Origin of the sequence: Chenggangzhangella methanolivorans (genome assembly GCF_019797865.1) — a bacterium.
Taxonomy (GTDB): domain Bacteria; phylum Pseudomonadota; class Alphaproteobacteria; order Rhizobiales; family Methylopilaceae; genus Methylopila; species Methylopila methanolivorans.
Window position 1 is genome coordinate 4,402,111 of sequence record NZ_CP081869.1, and the last position, 24,604, is coordinate 4,426,714.

Here is a 24,604-nt window from a genome sequence, read left to right on the forward strand (position 1 = left end):
TCTGTCACGCCCCGTCGCGCTTCTCGCGCCAGCCGAACGGGCCCGCGCGCTCCAGCATCCAGCCATATTGCCGGACCATCCGGGTCGCGAGCGTCGAGCGATGCCCGGCGAGCCCGAGCGCGATCAGAATGACGAGGTCGACGAGATAGAAGTGGAGGGTCAGCAGCGAGCCTGAGAACAGCGCGAAGTGGATGAAGCGCACGGCGGCGGCGAGCGGGATCATCCAGAGCGCCGTCTTCCACATCGGCTCCCAGGCCCCCGCGATCGCGCGCCCCGCCATCCACGCCGCGCCGCCCCCGAGGATGAGCGTGACGAACACGAACTCGGCGAGGGAGATCTCCCAGATCAGGCCCATGCGCGAGGCTCCGAGGGGATGACGCGAACTGCGTGCTTCGAGACGCCGGCCAGGGGCCGGCTCCTCAGCATGAGGGAGGTCTTCGCTGCTCCGACGATCCTCATGCCGAGGAGCGCCGAAGGCGCGTCTCGAAGCATGCAGTCGGTCTCCGCTCTCACCGTCCGCCCTCCAGATAGGCCGCGCGGACCTCGGGCTTCTCCAACAGCTCCCGGCCGCCGCCCGACATGGTGATCTTGCCGTTGACCATCACATAGCCGCGATGGGCGAGCTTGAGCGCGTGATAGGCGTTTTGCTCGACGAGAAAGACGGTGAGCCCGTCCTTCTCGTTCAATTCCTTGACCACCGAAAAGATCTGCTTGGCGACGAGCGGCGCGAGGCCGAGCGAGGGCTCGTCGAGCATCAGCAGGCGAGGGCGGCTCATCAGCGCGCGGGCGATGGCGAGCATCTGCTGCTCGCCGCCCGAGAGCGTGCCGCCGCGCTGGGCCGCGCGCTCCTTCAGGCGCGGGAAGATCGCGAACATGCGCTCGAGATCCTCGTCATAATGGGCGAACTGCGTGACCGCCGCGCCCATCTTGAGGTTTTCGAGCACGCTCATGCGCGGGAAGATGCGTCGGCCTTCCGGCGACTGGGCGATCTTCAGCCGCGCGATCTCGTGCATCGGCGTGCGGGTGATGTCGCGGCCGTCATAGACGATGCGGCCGTCGCGGGCCTGGGGGCTGCCGAAGATCGTCATCATCAGAGTCGACTTCCCGGCGCCGTTCGCGCCGATCAGCGTGACGATCTCGCCTTCGCTCACCTCGACGTCGACGCCCTTGAGCGCCGCGATCGACCCGTAATAGGCGGTGACGCCTTCGAGGGAGAGGAGCGCGGTCACGCCTGCGCCCCCTCGATCTCACGCTCCACCGCCTCGACCTCCTCGTCCTCGACGCCCAGATAGGCGGCGATCACCTTCGGATCCTCGCGCACGGCCTGAGGCGTTCCGTCCGAGATCTTCTTGCCGTAGTCGAGCACGACGACGTGGTCGGAGATCTCCATGACGACGCTCATGTCGTGCTCGATCAGCAGCACCGCGACGCCGTCTTCCTTGCGGATCGAGCGCAGCAGGGCGTTGAGGTCCCCGCTCTCGCGCGGGTTGAGGCCGGCGGCCGGCTCGTCGAGGCAGAGCAGCACCGGGTCTGTGCACATGGCGCGGGCGATCTCGAGGCGTCTTTGATCGCCGTAGGGCAGGTCCGCGGCCGGGTCGTCGGCGCGGTCGATGAGGCCGATACGCTCCAGCCAGGCCTTGGCTTTCTCGATGGCGGCGGCTTCAGCCTTGTTGAAGCCGCCGAGCCCGAGCACGCCCAGCACCGTCATGCCCGACGCCTTCATCAGCGGCGCGTGCTGTGCGACGAGCAGGTTCTCGAGCGCCGTCATGCCCCCGAACAGCCGGATGTTCTGAAACGTGCGCGCGACGCCGGCGAGCCGCGAGATCTGGTGGTCGCGCAGGCGCTCCAGCAGCCAGCCACGCCCGCCCGCGCCGTTCAGCGTCAGGCGTCCGACCGTCGGCTTGTAGAAGCCCGTCACACAGTTGAACACCGTGGTCTTGCCGGCCCCGTTCGGGCCGATCAGCGCGGTGATGTCGCCGCGCTTCACGTCGAACGAGACGTCGTCGACGGCGGTCAGGCCGCCGAACCGCATGGTGAGGTGCTCGACGCGCAGCAGCGTGTCGTCGGGGAGCTTCGGCGCGTCCGCGGGGGGCGTCGTCATCCGTGGCCCTCCTGCACGAGGGAGCCGGAGATCGCCTTCTTCTCCTTCAGGAAAACCGACGGGCTGCGGGACGACACCAGTCCTCGCGGGCGCCACACCATGATCAGCACCATCACGAGGCCGAATATGATCAGGCGATAGTCCTGGAACTCGCGGAACCACTCGAAGCCGCCGATCATCAGGAGGGCCGCGACCGCGACGCCGAACTGCGAGCCCATTCCGCCGAGCACCACGATCGCGAGGATCAGCGCGCTCTCCATGAAGACGAAGCTTTCGGGGCTGATGAAGCCCTGCCGGGTGGCGAAGAACGAGCCGGCGAAGCCCGCGAACATCGCGCCGAGCGCAAACGCCGTCAGCTTGGTGTTGACCGTGTTCACGCCGAGCGAGCGGCAGGCGATCTCGTCCTCGCGCAGCGCCTCCCAGGCGCGGCCGATGGGAAGACGCCGAAGGCGGATGACGAAGTAGTTGGTGATCAGCGCGAGCGCGAGGATGAGGTAGTACATGAAGATGATGCGATGAAGCGGCGAGAACGTCAGGCCGAACGTCGCTGCGAAACCGTCGGGGCCGGTCTTGAAGTCGATGCCGAAGAAGCTCGGCTTCGGGATCCCGCCGATGCCGTTCGGCCCGCCGGTGAACCACTGCCAGTTCAGCAGGACGAGGCGGATGATCTCGCCGAAGGCGAGCGTCACGATCGCAAGATAATCGCCGCGGAGCCGCAGGACCGGGAAGCCCAGCATCACGCCCCAGAGCGCCGCCAGAATGCCGGCGAGCGGCAGACAGAGCCAGAACGAGAAGCCGAAATTCTGCGCGAGCAGCGCGTAGGAATAGGCGCCGACGGCATAGAAGGCCACGTAACCGAGGTCGAGCAGGCCTGCGAGCCCCACCACGATGTTGAGGCCCCAGCCGAGCATCACATAGGTGAGCACCAGGATGCCGAGGTCGATCTGGCCGCGGCCGACGCCCGGCAGGAACGGCAGGATGATCGCGAAGGCGACCGCCGCGGGGGCGAGGTAGCGGGCTGTCTTCGAGAGCAGCCGCTCGGTCTTCGGCGAGATCGCCGTGACCTTTTTCACCCGGCCGGGTCGCCAGATCGTGAGGTTGAGGATCAAGCGGCCGACGAAGACCAGCGCCACCGCGATCGCGACGCGCGGGCAGTGCGGCTCGAGCCCGAGGTCGCCGCCGACCTGCACGGTGACGAGGCCCATCATCGGCGCGGCGAGCCCGAGCGCGATCAGCGCCGTGACGAAGGCGTTCTTGAGAGCTTCGGGAAACGGCGAGGGGGCTGCGGCGGTCGTCATCCGCGCCTCAGACCTTCTCGACTTCCGGGCGCCCAAGCAGGCCGGAGGGCAAGAAGATCAGCACGATGATCAGGATGGAGAAGGCCGCGACGTCCTTGTACTCGACCGAGAAATAGGCCGACCAGAAGGTCTCGATGAGGCCGATCAGCAGGCCGCCGATCATGGCGCCAGGCAGCGAGCCGATGCCGCCGAGCACCGCCGCCGTGAAGGCTTTCACGCCCGCCACGAAGCCGATGTAGAAGTCCACCACGCCGTAATAGAGCAGGTACATCAGCCCTGCGACGCTCGCGAGCGCGGCGCCCATCACGAAGGTCAGCGAGATCGTCCGGTCGACGTCTACGCCCAGCAGCGCGGCCATCTTGCGGTCCTGCTCGCAGGCGCGCTGGGCGCGGCCGAGATTGGTGCGCGAGACGATCAGCGTGAACGCGACCATCAGCGCGACGGTGAGCAGCACGATGATGATCTGGACGTTCGAGATGTTGACCCCGAAGCCGTCGACCGCGCCGAACTTGTGGCCGCCGGTGACGACGGGCGGCAGCGGCTTGAAGCGGGCTCCCTGGGTCACCTGCGCGTAGTTTTGCAGGAAGATCGACATGCCGATCGCCGAGATCAGCGGCGCGAGCCGGAACGAGCCGCGCAAAGGTCGGTAGGCGACCCGTTCCACCGTCCAGCCGTAGAGCGCGGTCAGCGCCATCGCCACGAACAGCACCAGCAGCAGCGCCAGCGGCACGAAGGTGATGCCGATGGAGGTCAGCGCCAGGAAGACGATGAGGGAGAGGAACGCCCCGATCATGAACACGTCGCCATGGGCGAAATTGATCATGCCGACGATGCCGTAGACCATCGTGTAGCCGATGGCGATGAGCCCGTAGATCGAGCCGAGGGTGACGCCGTTGACGAGTGCTGGGCGAAATACTCCATCGGCCGGCGGCGTCTCCTGTGTCGGGGGAGGGCGCCCGAACGATGGGCGCGCGCGTTCGTTAGGCAGTCTTAGCAAGGCCGTTGGCGTCCGACAACGCGTCGAGTGCGCAGGGCGGCATTCGTGAGGGAATGACGAAGGGTCGCGCGGCGCAACCTTTCCCGATCGGCGTCGAAGGGGGTACTAGGGGCGGAATGCAAGCGCCATCGGGGGCTTGAAATGAGCGCGCGTTCGAAAATTTATCGGTTTTGGCGCGCCAGCGGTCGCGCCGCGCATGGTTCGGAGGGTTTCTGATCTGATGTCGAAGGGCGTTCGACTGGGCGCATTGGCGCTGAGCGCGACGCTCGCGGCGCCCTTCGGCGTGCGCGCGGAAGGACCTGTGGATCTCGCCTCCGCGTTCGAACGCGCTTTTTCAGGATCGGAAGCCTGCGTGGTCCTGCGCGACGTCGCGCCGGGCGCGGGCGCCGCGGTCTCCGATCCGCAGACCTGCGCCCGACGGTTGCCGCCCTGCGCCACGCTCGAGGTTCCAGCGACCGTGATCGCGCTCGACCGCGGCGTGACGCCGGACGCCAACGCCCCGGTCAAGCGCAATCCCCCGCAGGAAGGCGATCCGCCCGAGGGCGTCAATCTGCGCGACGCGTCGCGCAAACAGGTGGGCTGGGTGTTCGAAGAGGTGGCGCGCCGCATCGGGCCCGAAGCCTTTACGCGGGCGCTCGCTGCGATGCGCTATGGCGACGTCGAGGCGAACGGCCGCCCGCTCGAGCGCATCGACCGCGACGCCGACGGGCAGGGTCTGTCGCTCAGCCCGATCGAACAGGTCGACTTTCTGGCCCGCCTCAAGCGCGGCGAGCTGCCGACCTCAGCCGAAAGCCAGGCGCGCGCCGCCGAGGTGCTGGCGACGGAACGAATCGGCGATGCGACCATCTCCTGGAAGAGCGGGGCGTGCGACGGCGTCGCCTGGTCGGTCGGCTGGGTCGACCGCGCGCAGAGAAGCGTGATCTTCGCCGCCGCGATGACTGGACAGCAGCGCTCCACGGAAGAGGCTTCCGAGCGCATGAAGCGTCTGATGTCGGATCTCGCGCTGATCCCGCCGCCGCAGCCGAAATAGGCGCGCTCGATTGCGGCCGCGGGCGGTCGTGGCTATCTGGCGTGAAGCCGGAACTTCGAAGTCCCATGACAGATCCGATCCGAGACCCGCTCATTGTCGCCGAAGCCTGGGCCAGGGAGGGCCGTGCGGTCGCGCTTGCGACCGTGGTGGAGACCTGGGGCTCGGCCCCTCGGCCGGTCGGCAGCCATCTCGCGATCGACGCCGACGGAGCGTTCGAAGGGTCGGTTTCGGGAGGCTGCGTCGAGGGCGCGGTGGTGGCCGAGGCGGTGGAGGTCATCGCCTCCGGCTCTTCGAGGATTCTCGAGTTCGGCGTCGCGGACGAGACGGCCTGGGAGGTTGGACTCTCCTGCGGCGGGCGAATCCGGGTGCTGGTCGAGAAGCATGAGGCTCGAGCTTCTCGCCGCCCTCAACGCCGCCCGCGCGGAGCGCCGAGCCGCGGTGGTCGCGACCGCGCTCGACGGCGGCGCCCAGCGGCTGATCCTCGATTCCGCGGAGACCCGCTCGAAGCGGCGATCGAAATCGCAATCCGGGCTGGAACGAGCCGGCTCGTCGACAGCCCCGAGGGTCCGGTGTTCCTCAACGTCCACCGGCCGCCCACCCGAATCGTCGTGGTGGGCGCGGTCCATGTGAGCCAAGCGCTCGCGCCGCTGGCCGCCGCGCTCGGCCATCATGTGACGGTGGTCGATCCCCGCACGGCCTTTGCGACCGAGGCCCGCTTCAGCGGCGTCGACCTTGTGGCCGACTGGCCCGACCGCGCGCTGCCGGCGGTCGGCCTCGACGCCTTCACCGCGTTTGCGGCGCTCACCCATGATCCGAAGATCGACGATCCGGGCCTCGTCGAGGCGCTGAAAGCCAATTGCTTTTATGTCGGGGCGCTCGGGTCGCGTAAGACGCACGCCAAGCGCGTCGAGCGGCTTGCGGCGTTGGGCGTCGCGCGCGAGAAGATCAACCGCATCCGCGCGCCCATCGGACTTCCGATCGGCGCCTCGTCGCCCGCCGAGATCGCTTTGTCGATCCTCGCCGAAATCACCCAGGCCATGCGCCTGCCGGAGGCCCCATGAAGTTCGGCCCCGTCGCCATCGAACGCGCGGTCGGCGCGGTCGCGGCCCATGCGCTGAAGTCCGGCGGCCACGTTCTGCGCAAGGGCGCGCGCGTGACCGAGGAGGATGTCGCGGCGCTCGCCAAGGCAGGCGTCTCGGAGATCGTGGTGGCGGAGCTCGCCGCAGACGATGTTCCGGAGGACGAGGCCGCCCGGCGCATCGCGCGCTGCTCGGCCCCGAGGTGCGGTGCGAAGCGCCCTTCACCGGCCGCTGCAATCTCTTCGCCGAAAAAGCCGGCGTGCTGATCGTCGACCGCGCGGCCGTCGACGCGCTGAACGAGCTCGATGAAGCCGTGACCTTCGCGACGCTCAGCGAACACGCCGCGGTCGCCGCCGACGCCATGGTGGCGACGGTGAAGATCATTCCGTTCGCGCTGTCGGAGGAGATCGTCGCCAGGGCCGAGGCGCTCGCCCGCTCGCGCGCGCCGCTGGTCTCGGTCGCGCCCTATTCGGTGCGGCGCGTGGCGGCGATCTCCACCATCCTGCCGGGCCTCGACGCCAAGGTGGTGGACAAGACCATCACCACCTTCGAGCGGCGGCTGCAGCCGTCGTCCGCAAAACTCATCGCCGAGCGGAGGGTGCGCCACAACGAGGCGGCCTTGACCGCGGCGTTGAAAGAGATCGAGCCCGACAAGGCCGAGCTCATCGTGATTTTCGGGGCCTCCGCGGTCACCGACCGGCGCGACGTGGTGCCGGGCGCGATCGAGGCGGCGGGCGGCGTGGTGGAGCGGCTCGGCATGCCGGTCGATCCCGGCAACCTGCTGCTGCTCGGCCGAATTGGCCGCGCGACCGTGCTGGGCGCGCCCGGCTGCGCCCGCAGCCCCAAGGAAAACGGGTTCGACTGGGTGCTGAACCGGCTGCTCGCCCGCGCCCCCGTGGGCGCCAAGGAGATCGCCTCGATGGGCGTCGGCGGCCTCCTGATGGAGATCGTCTCCCGTCCGCAGCCGCGCGCAGCCGCGGAGACCCCGCGCGTGACGCCAAAGCCGAAGATCGCAGGGTTGGTGCTCGCGGCCGGCCGTTCGACCCGCATGGGCGGGCCGAACAAGCTGCTGGAGCCGCTGCTCGGCCGCCCGATGGTGCGCCACGCCGCCGCCGCCGCGCTTGGCGCGGGGCTCTCGGAAGTCGTGGTGGTGACCGGCCATCAGGGATCGGCGCTTGAGGCCGCGCTTTCAGGGCTTCCGGTGCGCTTTGCGTCGAATCCCGATTACGCCGAGGGCCTCTCGACCTCGCTGCGCGCAGGGCTCGCGGCGCTCAGCCGCGACGTTGACGGCGTCGTCGTTCTGCTCGGCGACATGCCGGGCGTGACGGCGCCGCTCGTCCGGCGCATCGCGGAAGCGTTCGAGCCGGAGACCGGCGCGCATATCGTGACGCCCGCCCGCGGCGGCCGGCGCGGCAATCCGGTGCTGTGGGGGAGGCGGTTCTTCCCCGACCTCGCCCGCGTCGAGGGCGACGTCGGCGGCCGTCATCTGCTCGAGCTTCATCCCGAGGCCGTGCGCGAGGTCGAGGCCGAAGACGACGGCGCGCTGATCGACGTCGACACCCCCGAGATGCTCAAGGCCCTGCAGGCGATCCGATAAAAAAGAGGCTCCCCGGGGGAAGCCGGGAAGCCTCTAGGGACTGCGCTGGGGAAAAGCGGATCAGCAGGCCGGACGCACGACCTTCACGAGCTCGCCACGGGCGTTATAGTGGCTCGTGACCGTCTGGCCGCAGGCCGGATAGACGACAGCCGGACGATAGGCCGCGCTGGCGATCGCGGCGCCCGCCGCAAGGCCGAGACCGCCGAAAGCGAGCGTGCGGCCGACGCCCAATGGCCGTCATGATGGTCCCAGCCGCCATGGTGATCCCAGCCATGGCCGCCCCAGCCGCCGCCGTGGAACGGCTCGGCGCTGGCGGGAGCGTCGCGCCGACGAGAGCGACGGCGCAAAGGGCGGCGGGAACGAGGGCGCGAAACGACGTCATGGACGTCACTCCTGAGAAAGGCTCGCCGAAGTCTGCGGAACAGCGCCGCCCCGGAATGGGAAAGCCTCGGTGGGCTCTCCCAAACAACGGAGCGGAGAAGTCGTCGTTCCCGGATGTCTAATCTTTAATATATGGCTGTTTGGTAATATTCGGCGAAGATGTGGCAGTCTTCGGTTCGCCTGCTGTCTTCGCGCGCCGGCAGCGCTCGGAGCAGTAAAGGACCTCGTCCCACACCCGCTCCCATTTCTTGCGCCACGCGAAGGGCCGGCCGCAGACAGGGCAGGTCTTGGTCGGCAGGTCGGATTTTGGGTGCGTTTTGGCATTGCTATCCGGTTCGCTCGGACGGGCCGACTGCGTGCTTCGAGACGCCTGGCTTGCGCCAGGCTCCTCAGCATGAGGACATTTGGCGCAAGCCATATCCCAACCCTTCCTCATGCTGAGGAGCCGGCGAAGGCGGCGTCTCGAAGCACGCAGTCGGCTTGCGCAGCTCTTCCGGGAACCGCCGCGCTCCGCCCTGCGTAACACCGCCATGCTCCTCCCTACACCCGGCCGCTGATGCCCAAAACTCTCCGCTTGCTGCTTGGCGACCAACTCACGCGCGGGATCGCCTCGCTGAAGGATCTCGATCCCGAGACCGACGTCGTTCTGATGGCGGAGGTCATGGAGGAGGCGACTTATGTCCCGCATCACAAGCAGAAGCTCGTTTTCCTGTTCGCCGCCATGCGGGCCTTCGCTGAGGAGCTTCAGGGCGAGGGGATCGAGGTCGACTATGTCAGGCTCGACGACGCCGAAAACACCGGCTCGCTCGGCGGGGAGCTGAAGCGCGCGGTGAAGCGCCACAAGCCGTCCCGGGTCACGCTCACCGAGCCCGGCGAGTGGCGGGTGCGCGAAATGTTCGACGACTGGCGCGAGGAGCTCGATTGCGACGTCGTCATCCGCGAGGACGACCGCTTCGTGTGCTCGCACGCTAACTTCGAGCGTTGGGCCGATGGCCGCAAGGCGCTCAGGATGGAGTTTTTCTACCGCGAGATGCGCCGCGCTGCCGGCCTCCTGATGGACGGCGACAAGCCCGAAGGCGGCCAATGGAATTTCGACGTCGAGAACCGGAAGAAGCTGCCGAAGAGCCAGAAAATCCCGAAGCGGCTGCGCTTTCCGGCGGACGCCAAAACGCGCGAGGTCATCGCGCTGGTCGAAAAGCGTTTCCCGAAGAATTTCGGGACGCTCGAAGACTTCGGCTGGGCGGTCACGCGCGACGACGCGTTGAAAGCGCTGAAGGAGTTCATCGCCTCCGCGCTCGAAAATTTCGGCGACTATCAGGACGCCATGAAGGCCGGCGGCCCGTTCCTCTTTCACGGGCTGGTCTCGCCCTACATCAACGCGGGCCTGCTGACCCCGCTCGAGGTCTGCGAGGCGGCCGAGACCGCATATCGGGCCGGCAAGGCGCCGCTCAACGCTGTCGAAGGCTTCATCCGCCAGATCATCGGCTGGCGCGAATATGTCCGCGGGATCTATTGGCTAAAGATGCCGGAGTATCGCGAGACCAATCATCTGGGCGCCAAGCGCAAGCTTCCGGATCTCTATTGGACCGCCGAGACCGACATGAACTGTCTCGCCAATTGCGTGGCGGACACGCGCGACCACGCCTACGCGCACCACATCCAGCGGCTGATGGTGCTCGGTAACTTCGCGCTGTTGGCCGGCGTTTCACCGCGGGAGGTGCAGGATTGGTATCTGCTCGTCTACGCCGATGCTTACGAATGGGTGGAGCTTCCCAACGTCCATGGCATGGTGCTGTTCGCCGACGGCGGGCTGCTGGGCTCAAAGCCCTATGCGGCCTCGGGCGCCTATATCGACCGCATGTCGGACTATTGCGGCGACTGCGCCTACGACGTGAAGGCGAAGGCGGGCGAGAAAGCGTGTCCGTTCAACTATCTCTACTGGGATTTTCTCATTCGCAACGAGAAGAAGCTCTCGGGCAACAACCGGCTCGCGATGCCGTATCGGAATCTCGCGCGGTTCGAGAAAACGCGGGTGGAGGAGATCCGGGCCGACGCGAGGAGGTTTCTGGAGAGCCTGCCCGCCACCTATGAGGGGTGAACCGCTCTCGTCCCGGACTCGATCCGGGACCCAGAACCGACAGACGCTCAGAATGCAGCACGGAGGCGGCGGAGCCTTGTTGAGAAACGTCTCGGTTCTGGGTCCCGGATCAAGTCCGGGACAAGGGAGCTATGGCCGCTCGAAACTCGCCGGCAATGGGTGCAGGTGTTCGAGCGTCACGCCGGTCAGCGCCGCTTCGACGCGTTCGGCCACCATCATGCGGTGGCAATGCTCGGGTTCGCGCTCGAAGCACAGCAGGCAGAGCTTTCGGCCGTCACGCACAAGCTGGATAAGCCCCGCCAGATCCTCCTGCGCGGCGTCGGTCTCCAACTGTTCGGCGAAGATCTTTTTCATCTCCGCATGCCGGCCGCCCGCGCCGCCGCTCGGCCCTCCGCCGGGGTGCCCAGCGCGCGCAGGTGCAGGTAGCCGAGGCCGCGCTCGTCGACGCCCGCGGACAGCGCGCGCTTCGAGAAACCGGGACGCCGGGAGTTCGCCACCGCGCGGATGTCCACCAGCACGTCGACGCCTGCCGTCACCAGCGCGTCGTTCAGCGCCGCGGGCGTTGCGCCCTCATAGCCGATCGTGAACAGGCGGCTCATTTCATCGGACACGCCCAGACCTTCTCCACTTTGGCGGCGAAACGCACCGCAGGATAACCGTCGAAGAACGCCGGGATCACGAAAACGCCTTCGCCCGCTGGCGGCACAAGCCCCGCGCCCGTGAACTCGATCGGGTTCAGGTCCATGTTCTGCGCCGTCACCTCCACCTTCGTCAAAGCCCTGTCGGCGAAGGGATTCTTGAAGTCCCAGACGAAGGTGTTGGACTGGACGTAATAGCTTGGCGTCTCGGCGCGCAGCTTCTTCAGGTCCTCCTTGCTGAGCGGCTCGGCCTTGCAGTCAGTGAGGGCAGCGAGCTTGCCCTCGCTCTGCAGCCTGTCGCGCACGGCGCCCTCGCAGGTTTGCCGGCATTCCTTGGCGGCGTCGCGGATCTGCTGGTCGTCGGACTGGCTCTGGATCTTTCCCCCGAGACATTCCCGGAAGCAGGTGGCGGAGGCCGGCGCGGCCGAGAGGGCCGCGAGGCTCAGCGCGATCACAAGGCGCATCGAGGTCTCTCCCGTGTCGCCTGTTTTGTGCGGCCGTCTCGCGGCCTCGGGCGACAAAGAGATTCTAGCTCTCGCGAGAGGAGGATCGAGACGTCCGCGCGGCCCTGTCAGCACTCATCGCGGAGCGCTGCCAAATATCTGTTCTACAAGGATTTTTAACGTTGCGGGATTGTCATGGAGCGACGGAGGCGTCCCTAATCCAAATGCGGCGCGAAGGCAACCGCGCCCATCGAGCGATGGAGGTTTTCCATGAGCGGATGCGCGAGATCGGACTTTCAGAAGCAGATCGACGGCTTCGGCCTCACCACGGCCGAGATCCTTTACCGGATGCCGGATCATCCGGGCCTGCTGCAGTCTTACGTCTGGCAGGACTACGACCGCTGCCCCGAATATCCGGTGCTGCGCGGCTTCCTCGACTGGTGGCGGCGCGAGATCGAGGGCGTGCTGCATTCGGTGCGCGTCGGCCACAAAGCGCTGATCGGCCCGGCGGACTTCAAGCCGGTGAGGGCGGAGTTCCGGCTGAACTGAACGCTTTTCGAGAACCGCCGCCCACCGTGTCCCGGACTTTGATCCGGGACCCAGAACCGATACCGCTCGCAACCACAAGCGCGACGCCGTGGAACTCTGCTTCTAAACGACGTCGGTTCTGGGTCCCGGATCAAGTCCGGGACAAGAAAGAGGGCGCTTTACGGCCGATACTCGAACCGCGCCGACTTGGTGTCCTCGGCGTCCGGGCCCGTCATGACCTCCACGCCGCCGGCAGCGATCTCGAAACCGGCGCCGGACGTCCAGTAGCCAAATCCTCGGGCTTGAGCTTAAGCGCCACTTCGCGCGTCTCGCCAGGCGCGAGCTCGACGCGGGCGAAGCCGCGCAGTTCCCTGGCGGGCCGGGCCACCCGAGCGCTCAGCGGACGGACATAGAGCTGCGGCACCGCGACCCCCGGTCGCTTGCCGACATTGGTGACGCGCACCGTGACCGTCTGGTCTTCGCCGCGGCGAAGCGTCGGGCGGGCGATCGTCGGCGCGCCATAAGCGAAGTCCGTATAGGCGAGGCCATGGCCAAACGGATAGAGCGGCTCGGGGCTCTGGTCGCGATAGCCGGAGGTGTAGGGGTCGGTCGGATCGTAGGGGCGTCCGGTGATGCGCTGATCGTGGTGGATCGGAACCTGGCCGAGCGCGCGGGGCATGGTCATCGGAAGGCGACCGCTCGGCGAGACGTCGCCCATGAGGACTGCCGCAAGCGCCGCGCCCCCCATGGTGCCGGGCTGCCAGGCGTAGAGGACCGCCGGCGCTTTCTCGGCGAGCTCGGTCAGCGCCAAAGGGCGGCCGGCGAACACCACGACGACGGTCGGCTTGCCGAGCGCGAGCACCGCGGAGGCGAGCGCCATCTGGTCGCCCGGCAGTCCGAGTTCGGCGCGGCTCGCCCCTTCGCCCGACTGGTCGAATTTCTCGCCGAGCGCCAGCACGACGACGTCGGCGCGGCGCGCCGTCTCGACCGCGGCCTCGATCTCTTCTTCGCGCGACGCCGCGGCCGTGCCGCCCGGCGTGAACGTCACCTTGCCCTCGCCGAGGCGTTTTTCGAGGCCCATGCGCAGCGTGACGGTTTCGGACGGCTCTCCGCGGCCCGCCCAGGGGCCGAGCGTGTCGGCGGGGGCGTCGCCAAGCGGTCCGATCAGCGCGACGTCGTTGACGTCCGGCGCGAAGGGCAAGGCGCGGTCCTTGTTCTTCAGCAGAACGAAGGATTTTTCGGCGAGATCCTGCGAGGCCGCCAGGTGCTCGGGCTTCAGCGCAGCCTGGGGCGCGGCGGTGAGCCCACGCATCGGATCCTTGAACAGTCCGAGCGACTTCTTGAGCGTCAGCACGCGTCGGACCGCCTCGTCGAGCGCCGCCGGCTCGATCTCGCTTTCCCGCACGAGCAGCGGGAGATGCTCGACGAAGGCCCGCGACTCCATGTCGAGATCGGCGCCCGCCGTGAAGGCGAGTTTCGCCGCCGACCGATCGTCCTCCGCCACGCCATGCGTGACGGTTTCGTGGATCGCCTTGAAGTCGCTGGTGACGACGCCTTTGAAGCCCCATTCGCCCCGGAGGACGTCGGTGAGCAGGCGGCGGTTGATCACCGTCGGCGCGCCGTCGGGGGCGTTGAAGGCCGACATCATGCACTGGGTTCCGGCGTCCGCCGCCGCGCGGAACGGCGGCAGATAGGTTTCGCGCAAGCCCCGCTCGGAGATGTCCTGGGCGGTGTAGTCGCGTCCGCCCTCGACGGCGCCGTTGGCCCCGAAATGCTTGACGCAGGACTTGGCGAAGCTGTGGCCGCCGTCTCCGTCGACGCCCTTCACGCGGGCCTCGGCGATCCTTGAGGCGAGGTAGGAGCTCTCGCCGGGGCCCTCCACCACGCGGCCCCAGCGAGCGTCGCGGGAGACGTCAAGCATCGGAGTCAGCAAGAGATTCACGCCGTCGGCCGCGGCCTCGCGGGAGGCGATGTCCTCGGAGCGGCGGATCGCCTCAATGTCGAAGCTCGCGGCCTGGGCGAGCGGGGTCGGAAAGATCACGCGGTAGCCGTGGACGACGTCGAGCGCGAGGATCAGCGGGATCTTGAGGCGGCTGTCTAGAGCGCGCTTCTGTAGCTCGCGGGCGGTCTCGAAGCCGTGGACGTTGAACAGCGAACCGACCGTCCCGTCCTTCAATCCCTTGGTGATCGGGTCGAACTTGGTCTCGTGCATGGGCACGAACGAGACCATGTTCAGCTGCCCAGCCTTCTCCTCCAGGGTCATCTTTCCGATCAGCGCCTCAATCTCCGGATCGCGCGCCGGCTCGGCCATGGCTGGCGCGGCGGCGAAGGCGGCGGCGGCGAGGAGGATGAGGCGGCGGAACGTCATCGGGCGCGGGTCTCCTGAAAGGCGCCGGGACGCTTAGCACGGACGGCGCGGAAATCGCCTGCTTGCCCGATCACATCGCGCGCGCCAAAACCGACGCCCTTGCATCTCCAGCCATGGAGCCGTCCCATGAGTTCCTTGCCGCGCGTCGCCTTTCTCGGAACCGGCCTGATGGGGTCGCAGATGGCCCGGCGGCTCATCGGCGCAGGCTATCCGGTCACGGTCTGGAACCGCAGCCGCGCCAAGGCCGAGCCGCTTGGCGGGGAGGGCGCGGTGGTGGCGGACGGCGCGGCGGAGGCGGTGGCGGACGCCGCCATCGTCATCACCATGCTGACCGACGGCCCGGCGGTCACCGACACGCTGTTCGGCGCGGCCCGCGTCGCCGAGTCGCTCGCGCCCGGCGCGCTCGTGATCGACATGAGCTCGATCTCGCCTGCGACCGCGCGCGACCACGCCCAGCGGCTCGCCGCCCACGGCAGGCGCCACATCGACGCCCCGGTGTCGGGCGGCGTCAGCGGCGCGGCGGCGGGCTCGCTCGCCATCATGGCGGGCTGCGACGAGACCGACTTCGCCGAGGCCCTTCCGGCGTTTGCGCCGATGGGACGCGCGACCCGGGTCGGGCCCTCGGGCGCGGGGCAGCTTTCGAAGCTCGCCAATCAGGTAATCGTTGGCGTCACCATCGGCGCGGTGGCGGAGGCGCTGCTGCTGGCGGCCGCCGGCGGGGCCGATCCCGCGGCGGTGCGCGACGCGATCCGCGGGGGCTTTGCCGAAAGCCGCATCCTCGACGAGCACGGACGCCGCATGCTGGAGCGCAATTTTCTGCCCGGCGGCAAGGTGCGAACCCACATCAAGGATCTCGACACCGCGCTCGCCGAGGCGCTCGACTCCGGCGTCACCCTGCCGCTCACCCAGAACGCCCGCGACCGCTTCGCCTTCGTGCGCGACGCCATGGGAGGCGGCGGCTACGACCACACCGCGCTGCTGCTCCAGCTCGAGGAGGCGGCCAACGGCGCAAGGGTCGGCGAAGGAAAGGATCAGCTGCCCGGATGACAGACTCCGCGGCGGGCGGCCTCCTGACCGAAGGTTGTTCCAGTTCGGCCCGGCTTTCCGCGACGGTCGAAAATGGCCGTTAAGACTTGCGGGGTACCTCATGACCGGGCGCCGGCGTTGGGCGCCGATGCGGGGGGCGGTCGTCATGGCGGTTTCGGGCATGTCTTCGGTCGGAATGCGCGCGCTCTGCCTTGCGGCGGCGCTCGGCCTGGGCGGCGCCGGCGCGGCCCAGGCCGGCTCGGTCCGCGACATCGTGCGGATGAACGCCGAACGGCTCGTCACGTCGGGGCAGGCGCCCGGCGTCGCGGTCGCGGTGATCGAGGGCGACAAGGCTCCGAAGTTCTTCACATTCGGCGAGGCCACGATCGCCGTCGGGGACGCTCCGGCGGTCCCGTTCGGGCCGAACATGCTGTTCGACCTCGCCTCCATGACCAAGGTCTTCACCACCAATCTGCTCGGCCAGCGGGTCGCCTCTGGCGCGCTCGAGCTCAACCAGCAGCTTGCGGACTTCTCGGCTCAGACCGGGCCGCTCCAGCCGAAGGCGGGCCGGATCAGGCTCAAGGATCTCGGCGCCTTCACCGCCGGGCTCTCCAACCAGCCTCCGGTCTGCATCAACGGCGACGCTCAGGGCTGCATGCCGTCCGACCGGCCGAGCTATTCGGCCTACACGGCGGCCGAACTGGCCAGTTATCTCCAGACCGCCGTCCCGATGGATTTCTCGAAGTGGCCCTACGAGGCGGCCAAGCGCCTTCCCGCGCCGTATCTCTATTCCAACATCAGCGTGGGACTGCTCGGCCTGCTGATGGGCGGCCCGGCCGGCCAGCCGATTTCCAACGCCAACGTGTTCGGCTGGTACGACGCGGTGAACGCCGAGATCCTCCAGCCGCTCGCGATGCGCAACACCTTCCTCATCGTGCCCGAGGCCGAGCAGTCGAGGCGGGTCTCCGGCTACGCCCAGGCGACGGCGCGGGCCCTCGTCTCGGGCGGCGCCGTGACAGACTTCCAGATGACGGAGGCCGGGGCCAACTATTCGGCGCCGCCGCAGGTCGTCGTCTCGGGCGGCGGCGGGACCGGCGCGACCGCGACCGCTGCGATCAACCCCAAGGGCGAGGTCCGGTCGGTCACTATCACCGGCGGCGGGCAGGGCTATGTCGCGCCCGCGCTGGTGACCTTTTCGAACGGCGGCTCGACGACCATGGCCGACGCCGAGCTCGTCGTGGCGAACGGCAAGGCGATCGGCGTCCGGGTGAAGGCGGCGGGAGCAGGCTATCAGCGGGCTCCGACGGTCACCATCACCGGCGGCCGCAGCGCCGGCGGCGCGGACGCTCAGGCGACCGCCTATGTGGCCAACGGACAGGTGGTCTACGTCTCGCTCGACGCGCCGGGCGCGGGCTATGTAGATCCGCTGACGGTGACGATCGCGCCGGGCGAGCCCTACATGAACGTGGTGACCGCCTGGGCGCCGGCCGGCGGCCTGAAATCGTCGATCAAGGACATGGCGAAGTTCGCCGCCGCCGCCATGGGGCGCCCACGCGACCCCGCGCCCGAGGCGCTGCTCGAAGGCTTCCGCATCGCCCAGCGCCCGCAGGCCTGCGGGGAAACGATCTACGCTCCCGCGCTCTCGACATGCCCGGCCGGCGTGCCGCGGTCGGCGCTCGCATGGGTGGTCGCGCCGCGCGACGACGCCAACCGGGTTCCGAGCGTGGTGTCGAAGGTCGGCGGCCTGCCGGGCTTCTCGAGCACGATCGCGCTGATGCCGAAGCGCTCGCTCGCCGTGGTGATCCTCGTGAACTCGCACTCCTCGCTGGAGGAGGCCGGCTCGGCCTTCGCGACGCGGACCGCGGAGAACATCCTCTACGCGCTCTATTACGAGCGCTGCGGCGGCAAGACGCCGGGCTCGGGAGCCTGCAAGTCGACCGACTGAGCGGCCGAACCATTACGGACGGCGTCCGAAGCGCCGTCAGCCGATCGTCGCAGTGGGCTTGGTCGCCCGCGACCGCTGCTGAATCGTGACGTGAACGCCCCGGCTCTCGCCGTCATGCCCGGCGGAGCCGGGTATCCACGACTTTCTAGGAACGTGAAGCGCTACGCCGAAGTCGTGGATACCCGCGCGAAGGCGCGGGCATGACGCGGCGGCTCATCCGAGCGCCATCGTGTTTCGGATCCGCCTTTCGACATCCATCGCCTATCGCCGTCGGCGAACGGCGCGTGGAAGCCCCGGCGCGCCTTGCGCGTACGTGCGACCGAGCCTAGAAACCGCGCCGTCGCAGCATCACGAGTTTTGGAGCCCTGTCATGGCCTTCCTCGCCGACGCGCTGTCGCGCGTAAAGCCGTCCGCCACCATCGCGGTGAGCCAGAAGGCGCGCGAGCTGAAAGCCGCGGGCCGCGACGTGATCGGCCTCGGAGCCGGCGAGCCGGACTTCGACACGCCGCAGAACATCAAGGACGCGGCGATCGACGCCATCCGGCGCGGCGAGACCAAGTATCCGCCGGTCTCCGGCATCGCCCCCCTGCGCGAAGCCATCGCCCAGAAGTTCAAGCGCGAGAACGGGCTCGACTACAAGGCGAGCCAGACGATCGTGGGCACCGGCGGAAAGCAGATTCTCTACAACGCCTTCGTGGCGACGCTTAACCCCGGAGACGAGGTCGTGATCCCGGCTCCCTACTGGGTGAGCTACCCCGAAATGGTGGCGCTGAACGGCGGAACGCCGGTCTTCGTCGACACCAGGATCGAGGACGGCTTCAAGGTGCGCCCCGAGGCGCTCGAGGCCGCGATCACGCCGAAGACCAAGTGGTTCCTGTTCAACTCGCCCTCGAACCCGTCGGGCGCCGCCTATTCGCGCGACGAGCTCAAGGCGCTGACCGACGTGCTGGTCCGCCATCCGCATGTCTGGGTGCTGACCGACGACATGTACGAGCATCTCGTCTTCGGCGGCTTCGAGTTCACCACGCCCGCGCAGGTCGAGCCCTCGCTCTACGAGCGCACGCTCACCATGAACGGCGTCTCCAAGGCCTATTGCATGACGGGCTGGCGCATCGGCTACGCGGCGGGGCCGGAGCAGCTCATCAAGGCCATGGACATGGTTCAGGGTCAGCAGACCTCCGGAGCCTGCACGATCGCGCAGTTCGCCGCGCTCGAGGCGCTCAACGGCCCGCAGGACTTCCTGCCGGGCTTCCGCCAGGCGTTCGAGCGGCGGCGCGACCTCGTCGTGTCGATGCTCAACCAGGCGAGCGGCCTCAAATGCCCGAAGCCGGAAGGCGCTTTCTACGTCTATCCGTCCTGCGAGGGGACGATCGGCAAGACCGCGCCGTCGGGGAACAAGATTGAGACCGACAAGGATTTCGTGACCGAGTTGCTCGAGGCCGAGGGCGTCGCGGTGGTGCAGGGCTCGGCCTTCGGCCTCGGCCCGAACTTCCGCATCTCCTACGCGACCGCCGACGCCACGCTCGAGGAGGCCTGCCGCCGCATCCAGCGGTTCTGCGGATCGCTGCGCTGAAACGGGATGAAATCGTTTTCGCCGAATTTCGCCGCAACTCGGACAGACGGCCGCCGTTAATGATCAGCCATCATGTGGCGTCGACGCATCGCCGCAGGGCCGGCGCCGACGCCGCGTGGAACCAAAGCGCGCCCGGCGGGGGCTTTTCCCCCGACGCTTCCGCCGGAAGCGCGCTTTCAGAGCCTTCAGTCTGGAGACTGAGATGACCCTCCTGATCCGTTCGGCGCTCGCGGCGGCGGCGCTCTCCGTCGCGGCCTTCGTCCTGCCCGCGGTCGCGGCCGACGACGCCCATCCCTTCGTTACGATCAAGAAGGTCGGCCGCAGCTACGAGCCGGTCTCGGGCTATCAGGTCGGCACGCTGCGCTGCGAGATCCCGGGCGGGATCGGCTACATCGTGGGCTCGCGCCGCGACGTCTCCTGCGAGTACCGGCCGAATGTCGGCCGCAACGCCGTCGATCTCTACATGGGCCACATGAACAAGATCGGCGTGGACGTCGGCAAGACCGGCCTGAGCGTGCTCGCCTGGGCGGTGGTGGCCCCATTCCAAGGATCTCGGCCCGGGCGACCTCGCGGGCAAGTATCGCGGCGCCTCGGCGAGCGTTTCGGCGCTCATCGGCGGCGGCGCCAACGTGCTGATCGGCGGCTCGGACATCACCGTCTCGCTCCAGCCGCTCAGCGTCGAGGGCCAGACCGGGTTGTCGGTCGCGGCGGGCTATTCGTCGCTCACGCTCAATCCGATCTGACGCTCCTCGCAGGATCGTGAGACTTTTGCGGCGGCCGGGGCGTAACCTTCGGCCGCCGCTTTGCGTAACGCCCATGACGACCTTAACGAGGAGATCGGCATGCTGATCCGGCGCGTTCCGTCCTGGGCCATTCCCGAAAGCCATGCGACGCCCGAGCGCGTCGCGCTGAACCGGCGCCTGTTCATGGCGGGGCGGCCGCGGGCGCCGCGGGCCTGACGCTCGCGCCCGACGCCGCCAAGGCCGGCATCTTCGACATCTTCAAGGCCAAGGAGCCTCCCAAGCCCGACGCGCCCGACCCCTCGGCCGGCCTCTATCCGGCCAAGCGCAACGAGCTCTACAAGCTCGACCGCGACGTGACGCCCGAGCGCTTCAATCTCGGCTACAACAATTTCTACGAGTTCGGGACCGACAAGGGCGACCCCGCGCAGAACGCCGGCGCGCTGAAGACGCGGCCCTGGACGGTCAAGATCGCCGGCATGGTCGAGACCCCGCGCGAGGTCGGGATCGACGACCTGCTGAAGGCGCTGCCGCTCGAGGAGCGGCTCTATCGCCCACCGCTGCGTCGAGGCCTGGTCGATGGCGCTGCCCTGGACCGGGATCCCGATGAAGGACTTCGTCGCCTGGGCCAAGCCGCTCGGCTCGGCGAAATACGTGACGATGAAGACCTTCCTCGACAGCGACGTCGCGCCCTATCAGGCGAGCCCGCTCTACGACTGGCCCTATACCGAAGGCCTCACCATCGAGGAGGCGACCAACGAGCTCGCGTTCCTGGCCACCGGCGCCTACGGCAAGCCGCTCGCCAAGCAGATGGGCGCGCCGATCCGCCTCGCCGTGCCGTGGAAATACGGCTTCAAGTCGGTGAAATCGATCGTGAGCTTCGAGTTCACCGACAAGCGCCCGAAGACGCTGTGGGAGGCCGCAGGCCCGCGCGAATACGGGTTCTGGGCAAATGTGAACCCGGAGGTCTCGCATCCGCGATGGAGCCAGGCGCAGGAGCGCGTGCTCGGCACCTCGGAACGGCGCCCGACCCTGCTCTACAACGGCTACGCCGAGCAGGTCGCTGGCCTCTACAGGGGACTCGAGGGCCAAAAGCTCTTCATGTGACGAGGCGCTCGTCGCTTCAGAACGTCACGACGGTGGTGACGCCGAACACGGTCGCATTGGGGATGCGCTTGCCGCCGTCTTCGGGCGGGCCGCTGCCCGGGCGAACCACATATTGCAGCGTCGGCTGAACGGTGAAGCCCGGCAGCAGCTGCGCCTTGTAGGTCGCCTCGATGATCCCCTCGAAGCGGCGGACGGCGCCAGCGAGCCCGCTCGCGGCGTTCTCCGCGCGGTCGACGTCGGCGAGGCGCGGCGAGAAGTCGGCGTAGGCGGCCGCGATCCCGAACTTGTCGTCGGGCCTGCCGGGCACGAGCCCGCTCGCGACGATCCCGCCGTCGACATAGAAGCTGATCGCGTTGCGGTCCGGGCGTCCGGCGATGACGCGGGCGAAGACGCCGATCCCGGCCTGCGGATCGTCTCCGGGCGCGCGCCAGACCTGCTGGTCGACGATGGCGTAGAAATTGACGTTCCCGCGGTGGCGACGCGGATCGTCGTTCGAGCCCGGCGAGCCGAGCACCAGCCCGTCGGTTCCGTATTTCAGGTCGTCGAAGCGGCCGAAATGGCCATAGCCGCCGAGCTTCAGCACGCCCGGCAGGCCGTTCAGCCCGTCGAAGGCGAGGCGCGACTCGAGGATGACGAGCGGCGGATCCTTCAGCCGGAAATTGAGGCCGTGGCGATTGGCTTTTTCCGGATCGGCGGCGTCGGGGCGCGCGGGCGTCCCGTTGTAGATCGCGCCGACGAGGGTCAGGTTCTCGCTCGCCTTCCAGGTCGCCTGGACCCCGAGCGAGGCGAACGGATAGGCCGGACCGCCCTGCGGCAGGTTCTCCGACGGCGGCGCGGCCCAGCCGAGCGTCGCGCCGATGAACATGTCCTCGGAGTATTCGCTTTTGATGAAACTCCTCGTCGGCCGCCATCTGGCCAAACCGCAGCGACAGCCGGTCGTCGATCTCCTGGTCCCACCAGAGTTCGAACAGCCGCGTGGTCGGTCGCGCGCCGATGTCGTTCACCGACATGAGGTTGCCGACATACTCGTCGGAGAGATCCTTGCCGTGGATCTGGAGCATGCTGGCGTGGAGCCGGCCGCCCTCGACGCCGAAGACCTTCTCGCCGTCGAGCTCGAGAGCGAGGTTCAGCAGCCCGCTATAGGTCGCGTCCTCGCGCATGCCGCCGTCGAGGATCGCGCGCGGGTCGGCGAAGTAGAAGCCCGAGAGCCGGAAGCCCTTGTCGGCCAGCGCGTCGCGCGCGTTCTTCAGGACGGATAGCGCCGGGACATGGTCGAGGATCGAGGGCTCCGCCTCGTCCTCCCCGGCCGCCGCGGGCGATGCGAGCCCAACCGCGACCGACAACGCCGCGACGCCCGCCGCTGACCGCCAACACACCCGCATGCCGCCCCCGATTCCGTCGTTCGTGAGCGCGACGGTCGGCGAACTTTGGCGAAGGGCGAGGGGACCCACAACGGCGTAATCGCCGAACTTTTTTCTAAGTGATTTTTAAGAGACAACCGAAGCGCTTAGGCGCAGGTCGCTCAAAGCTCCCTCATGGGTTGCTCTAGCTCTTTAGAATTATAAAAGATTGAAAACGAGACCGTGAGTTTCAGCTTCCTGTTCGGGCCCGGCGAAAGACCGGCCCGACTGGGAGGAGACCATGACGAAAATCGTCGATGAAGGGCGTCGCGTCGTCATTTCGCGCCGCATGGCGCTCGGCGGCGCGGCCGCGATCGCGGTGGGCGCGGCGTGCGCCGCCACGGGACCGGCGCGGGCGCAGACCAAGCAATCTCAGGCGGACGTGCAATATGTCGCCAAGGCCCCGGCCGGCGACAAATGCTCGGGCTGCGCGATGTTCCAGCCGCCGGAAGGGTGCCAGGGCGTCGAGGGCAAGATCAGCCCCGAAGGCTGGTGCAGCCTCTATACGCCGAAGGCCTGAGAACCGGCCGTCCGACCTGCCCGGCGCGGCCGGGCGGCCCTTCAGAGCGCTGTGAGCGCCACCTCGGGCGCTTCCTCGAGCGCATGCGCCATGAATTCGAGCGCGCGCGCGAGCTCGCTGCGGGAGATCGGCCCGCCGAGGCACACCCGCGCGGCCTCCGGCGGCGCGCCGGCGGCCACGAAGGCGTCGCTCGCAACGACCCCGAGTCCGCTCTGCCGCATGTGGGCCATGAAGGCCGAGCGGGTCCAGGGCGCGGGAAGCGAGAGCCAGAGGTTGAAGCTCAGCGGGTCGGCGCGGAACATGTCTTTCGGGAGGATTTCGGCCGCGAGCTTCTGGCGCGCCGCTGTCTCGGAGCGGATGAAGCGCAGCAGCGTGTCGGCCGTGCCGTCCTCGATCCAGCGCGTCGCGAGCGCGACCGTGAGCGGCGACGCCATGACGCTCGAGGCTCTCAGCGCCGCCGCGAACGGCCATGCGGCGCGCGCCGAGGGCGCCACCACATAGGCGGTGCGCAACCCCGCGCCGATGCATTTCGCCAGCCCCGCCACATGCCAGGTGATGTCCGGCGCGATCGCCGCGAAGGGCGAGATGCGCGCGGTCGGCACGAAGCCGTAGGCGTCGTCCTCGACGATCGGCACCTCGTAGCCGCGCGCGATCTCGGCGAGCACGCGGCGCCGCTCCTCCGAGATGGTGAGGGTGGTGGGGTTCTGGAGCGTCGGATTGAGGTAGAGCGCCCTAGGCTTCAGGCGCTCGCAAGCCTGCGAAAACGCCTCCGGCGTCACGCCGTCGTCGTCCATCTCGAGCCCGATAAGCTTCAGCCCGAGCTGCGCCGAGATCGCCCGCACGCCCGGATAGGTGAGCGCCTCGCAGAGCACCACGTCGCCCGGCCGCGCGAGAACGGTGAGGATCGCGAGCAAAGCCGGATGCGCGCCGGGGGTGACGAAGACCCGGTCCTGCGTCGGCACGAGGGCGCGGCGTCCGAGCCATGAGGAGGCCGCGTCCTTGTCCGGCTGCGCGCCGCCGAAGCCCTGATAGCGCAGCAGCGTGACGAGATCGGAGGCGATCTCCGAAAAGCCCTGCCGCATGAGGGCGAGAAGGGCCTCGTCCTCGGGCTCGGGCGGCAGGTTCATGGAGAGGTCGACGAGGCCGCGGCGCGCAGGCGAGGCCGGGGTCTGGGCCCGCGCGCAGACGAAGGTGCCGCTGCCGACCCGCGACTCGACGAGGCCGCGCCGCTGGGCCTCCACATAGCCGCGCGCGACCGTCGTGAAGTCGACCTCGAGGCGCCGGGCGAGCGCGCGCTGGGGCGGCAGCCGGTCGCCGGCCGCGAGCTTGCCGAGCGCGACGTCGGCCTCGATCTGGTCGGCGATCGCGAGATAGCGCGGCTTGTCGCTTGCGCTGAGATCCGCCGTCCATTCGCGCATGCGTTGTCCGCCCCGATGCGGCGCGCTCCTGCGCCGGCTGAATTGACTGCATAATGTTGCGCGGCGGTCCTGTCACCCTTCTTGCATGGAGGACTGTGCGCTTCGTCACGCCGGAGCGGCGCGGCCGAAAGCCCGGCGCTGCTCAATATGCAGGCGTGCTCAGCCTAAAACGTCATCGCTTCCGGCGACGTGCGCAATGACATTGAATGTATAATTGAATGCATATTGTTGGATTTTGAAGGGCAGTCAATCTGGCATGGGGGTTGCGTAAGGGTCGCTACCGTCGGTGGACACGCCGACCAGCCAAGGAGCGCGCA

General features: G+C 68.3%; 19 protein-coding genes and 5 pseudogenes. 11 read left to right on the plus strand and 13 right to left on the minus strand.

From position 1 onward, the window contains the following. Positions 1–4: 4 nt before the first annotated feature. From K6K41_RS23055 to K6K41_RS23075, 5 genes and pseudogenes are all read right to left on the minus strand, one after another. Complete coding sequence (locus K6K41_RS23055; RefSeq protein ID WP_261402438.1) at positions 5–355, minus strand: DUF6867 family protein; 351 nt, start codon at positions 353–355, stop codon at positions 5–7. Positions 356–509: 154 nt separating this feature from the next. Continuing rightward, positions 510–1,229: an ABC transporter ATP-binding protein gene (locus K6K41_RS23060; protein ID WP_261402439.1), complete on the minus strand. Its 720-nt coding sequence runs from the start codon at positions 1,227–1,229 to the stop codon at positions 510–512. Then, complete coding sequence (locus tag K6K41_RS23065; RefSeq protein WP_261402440.1) at positions 1,226–2,101, minus strand: ABC transporter ATP-binding protein; 876 nt, start codon at positions 2,099–2,101, stop codon at positions 1,226–1,228. Before K6K41_RS23065 ends, K6K41_RS23060 begins: the two co-directional genes overlap by 4 nt. Then, positions 2,098–3,399, minus strand: coding sequence for a high-affinity branched-chain amino acid ABC transporter permease LivM (livM, locus tag K6K41_RS23070; RefSeq protein WP_261402441.1), 1,302 nt, complete (start codon positions 3,397–3,399; stop codon positions 2,098–2,100). The genes K6K41_RS23065 and livM overlap by 4 nt, the downstream gene beginning before the upstream one ends. A 7-nt stretch (positions 3,400–3,406) precedes the next feature. Beyond that, positions 3,407–4,320: pseudogene (locus tag K6K41_RS23075) on the minus strand (ABC transporter permease subunit). Between the two features lie 296 nt (positions 4,321–4,616). Between K6K41_RS23075 and K6K41_RS23080 the strand changes: the two are divergent. The 3 genes and pseudogenes from K6K41_RS23080 (at position 4,617) to K6K41_RS23095 (ending at position 8,102) form a co-directional block, all read left to right on the plus strand. Further along, positions 4,617–5,426 carry a penicillin-binding transpeptidase domain-containing protein gene (locus K6K41_RS23080; protein ID WP_261402442.1) on the plus strand — a complete coding sequence of 270 codons (810 nt, stop codon included), beginning with the start codon at positions 4,617–4,619 and terminating at the stop codon, positions 5,424–5,426. Between the two features lie 65 nt (positions 5,427–5,491). Next, positions 5,492–6,487, plus strand: coding sequence for an XdhC family protein (locus K6K41_RS23090; protein WP_315855081.1), 996 nt, complete (start codon positions 5,492–5,494; stop codon positions 6,485–6,487). Further along, positions 6,484–8,102: pseudogene (locus K6K41_RS23095) on the plus strand (NTP transferase domain-containing protein). The gene K6K41_RS23090 and the pseudogene K6K41_RS23095 overlap by 4 nt, the downstream one beginning before the upstream one ends. A 60-nt stretch (positions 8,103–8,162) precedes the next feature. On the opposite strand, the gene K6K41_RS23100 reads toward K6K41_RS23095, so the two are convergent. Beyond that, a complete protein-coding gene (locus tag K6K41_RS23100; RefSeq protein ID WP_261402443.1) occupies positions 8,163–8,333 on the minus strand; it encodes a hypothetical protein in 171 nt (56 codons plus the stop codon). Between the two features lie 268 nt (positions 8,334–8,601). Then, positions 8,602–8,781 carry a DUF2256 domain-containing protein gene (locus K6K41_RS23105; RefSeq protein WP_261405820.1) on the minus strand — a complete coding sequence of 60 codons (180 nt, stop codon included), beginning with the start codon at positions 8,779–8,781 and terminating at the stop codon, positions 8,602–8,604. A gap of 258 nt (positions 8,782–9,039) precedes the next feature. Here K6K41_RS23105 and K6K41_RS23110 point away from each other — a divergent pair, with 258 nt between their 5' ends. Continuing rightward, a complete protein-coding gene (locus tag K6K41_RS23110) occupies positions 9,040–10,581 on the plus strand; it encodes a cryptochrome/photolyase family protein (RefSeq protein WP_261402444.1) in 1,542 nt (513 codons plus the stop codon). A gap of 129 nt (positions 10,582–10,710) precedes the next feature. On the opposite strand, the pseudogene K6K41_RS23115 reads toward K6K41_RS23110, so the two are convergent. Both K6K41_RS23115 and K6K41_RS23120 read right to left on the minus strand, forming a co-directional pair. Continuing rightward, a pseudogene (locus K6K41_RS23115) lies at positions 10,711–11,180 on the minus strand (DUF488 domain-containing protein). After that, on the minus strand, positions 11,177–11,683 hold the full coding sequence (locus tag K6K41_RS23120; RefSeq protein WP_261402445.1) for a hypothetical protein: 507 nt from the start codon (positions 11,681–11,683) through the stop codon (positions 11,177–11,179). The pseudogene K6K41_RS23115 and the gene K6K41_RS23120 overlap by 4 nt, the downstream one beginning before the upstream one ends. Positions 11,684–11,932: 249 nt before the next feature. Here K6K41_RS23120 and K6K41_RS23125 point away from each other — a divergent pair, with 249 nt between their 5' ends. Beyond that, positions 11,933–12,211 (plus strand): usg protein, encoded by a 279-nt coding sequence (locus K6K41_RS23125; RefSeq protein ID WP_261402446.1) that lies wholly within the window; start codon positions 11,933–11,935, stop codon positions 12,209–12,211. A gap of 211 nt (positions 12,212–12,422) precedes the next feature. Here K6K41_RS23125 and K6K41_RS23130 read toward each other — a convergent pair whose 3' ends face one another. Then, entirely contained in the window at positions 12,423–14,558 is a 2,136-nt protein-coding gene (locus tag K6K41_RS23130; RefSeq protein WP_261402447.1) for a glycoside hydrolase family 3 N-terminal domain-containing protein, read from the minus strand. 126 nt (positions 14,559–14,684) lie between these two features. Here K6K41_RS23130 and K6K41_RS23135 point away from each other — a divergent pair, with 126 nt between their 5' ends. From K6K41_RS23135 to msrP, 5 genes and pseudogenes are all read left to right on the plus strand, one after another. Next, a complete protein-coding gene (locus tag K6K41_RS23135) occupies positions 14,685–15,605 on the plus strand; it encodes an NAD(P)-dependent oxidoreductase (RefSeq protein WP_261402448.1) in 921 nt (306 codons plus the stop codon). A gap of 160 nt (positions 15,606–15,765) precedes the next feature. Then, the gene (locus tag K6K41_RS23140; RefSeq protein WP_261402449.1) at positions 15,766–17,529 is read left to right on the plus strand and encodes a serine hydrolase domain-containing protein; all 1,764 of its coding nucleotides are present in this window, start codon (positions 15,766–15,768) and stop codon (positions 17,527–17,529) included. A 370-nt stretch (positions 17,530–17,899) separates the two neighbouring features. Then, on the plus strand, positions 17,900–19,102 hold the full coding sequence (locus K6K41_RS23145; protein WP_261402450.1) for a pyridoxal phosphate-dependent aminotransferase: 1,203 nt from the start codon (positions 17,900–17,902) through the stop codon (positions 19,100–19,102). A 202-nt stretch (positions 19,103–19,304) separates the two neighbouring features. Next, positions 19,305–19,865 (plus strand): DUF992 domain-containing protein, encoded by a 561-nt coding sequence (locus K6K41_RS30785; RefSeq protein ID WP_428978550.1) that lies wholly within the window; start codon positions 19,305–19,307, stop codon positions 19,863–19,865. Positions 19,866–19,944: 79 nt separating this feature from the next. Continuing rightward, a pseudogene (gene msrP / locus K6K41_RS23160) lies at positions 19,945–20,949 on the plus strand (protein-methionine-sulfoxide reductase catalytic subunit MsrP). Positions 20,950–20,965: 16 nt separating this feature from the next. Here msrP and K6K41_RS23165 read toward each other — a convergent pair. Both K6K41_RS23165 and K6K41_RS30790 read right to left on the minus strand, forming a co-directional pair. Further along, positions 20,966–21,814, minus strand: a complete 849-nt coding sequence (locus K6K41_RS23165) for a carbohydrate porin (protein WP_261402451.1) — start codon at positions 21,812–21,814, stop codon at positions 20,966–20,968. A gap of 82 nt (positions 21,815–21,896) precedes the next feature. Then, positions 21,897–22,331 (minus strand): annotated as a pseudogene (locus K6K41_RS30790) (carbohydrate porin); the annotation flags it as partial. Between the two features lie 259 nt (positions 22,332–22,590). Between K6K41_RS30790 and K6K41_RS23175 the strand changes: the two are divergent. Next, entirely contained in the window at positions 22,591–22,869 is a 279-nt protein-coding gene (locus K6K41_RS23175) for a high-potential iron-sulfur protein (protein ID WP_261402453.1), read from the plus strand. A 41-nt stretch (positions 22,870–22,910) separates the two neighbouring features. On the opposite strand, the gene K6K41_RS23180 is transcribed toward K6K41_RS23175, so the two are convergent. After that, the gene (locus tag K6K41_RS23180) at positions 22,911–24,287 is read right to left on the minus strand and encodes an aminotransferase-like domain-containing protein (RefSeq protein WP_261402454.1); all 1,377 of its coding nucleotides are present in this window, start codon (positions 24,285–24,287) and stop codon (positions 22,911–22,913) included. Positions 24,288–24,604 lie beyond the last annotated feature (317 nt).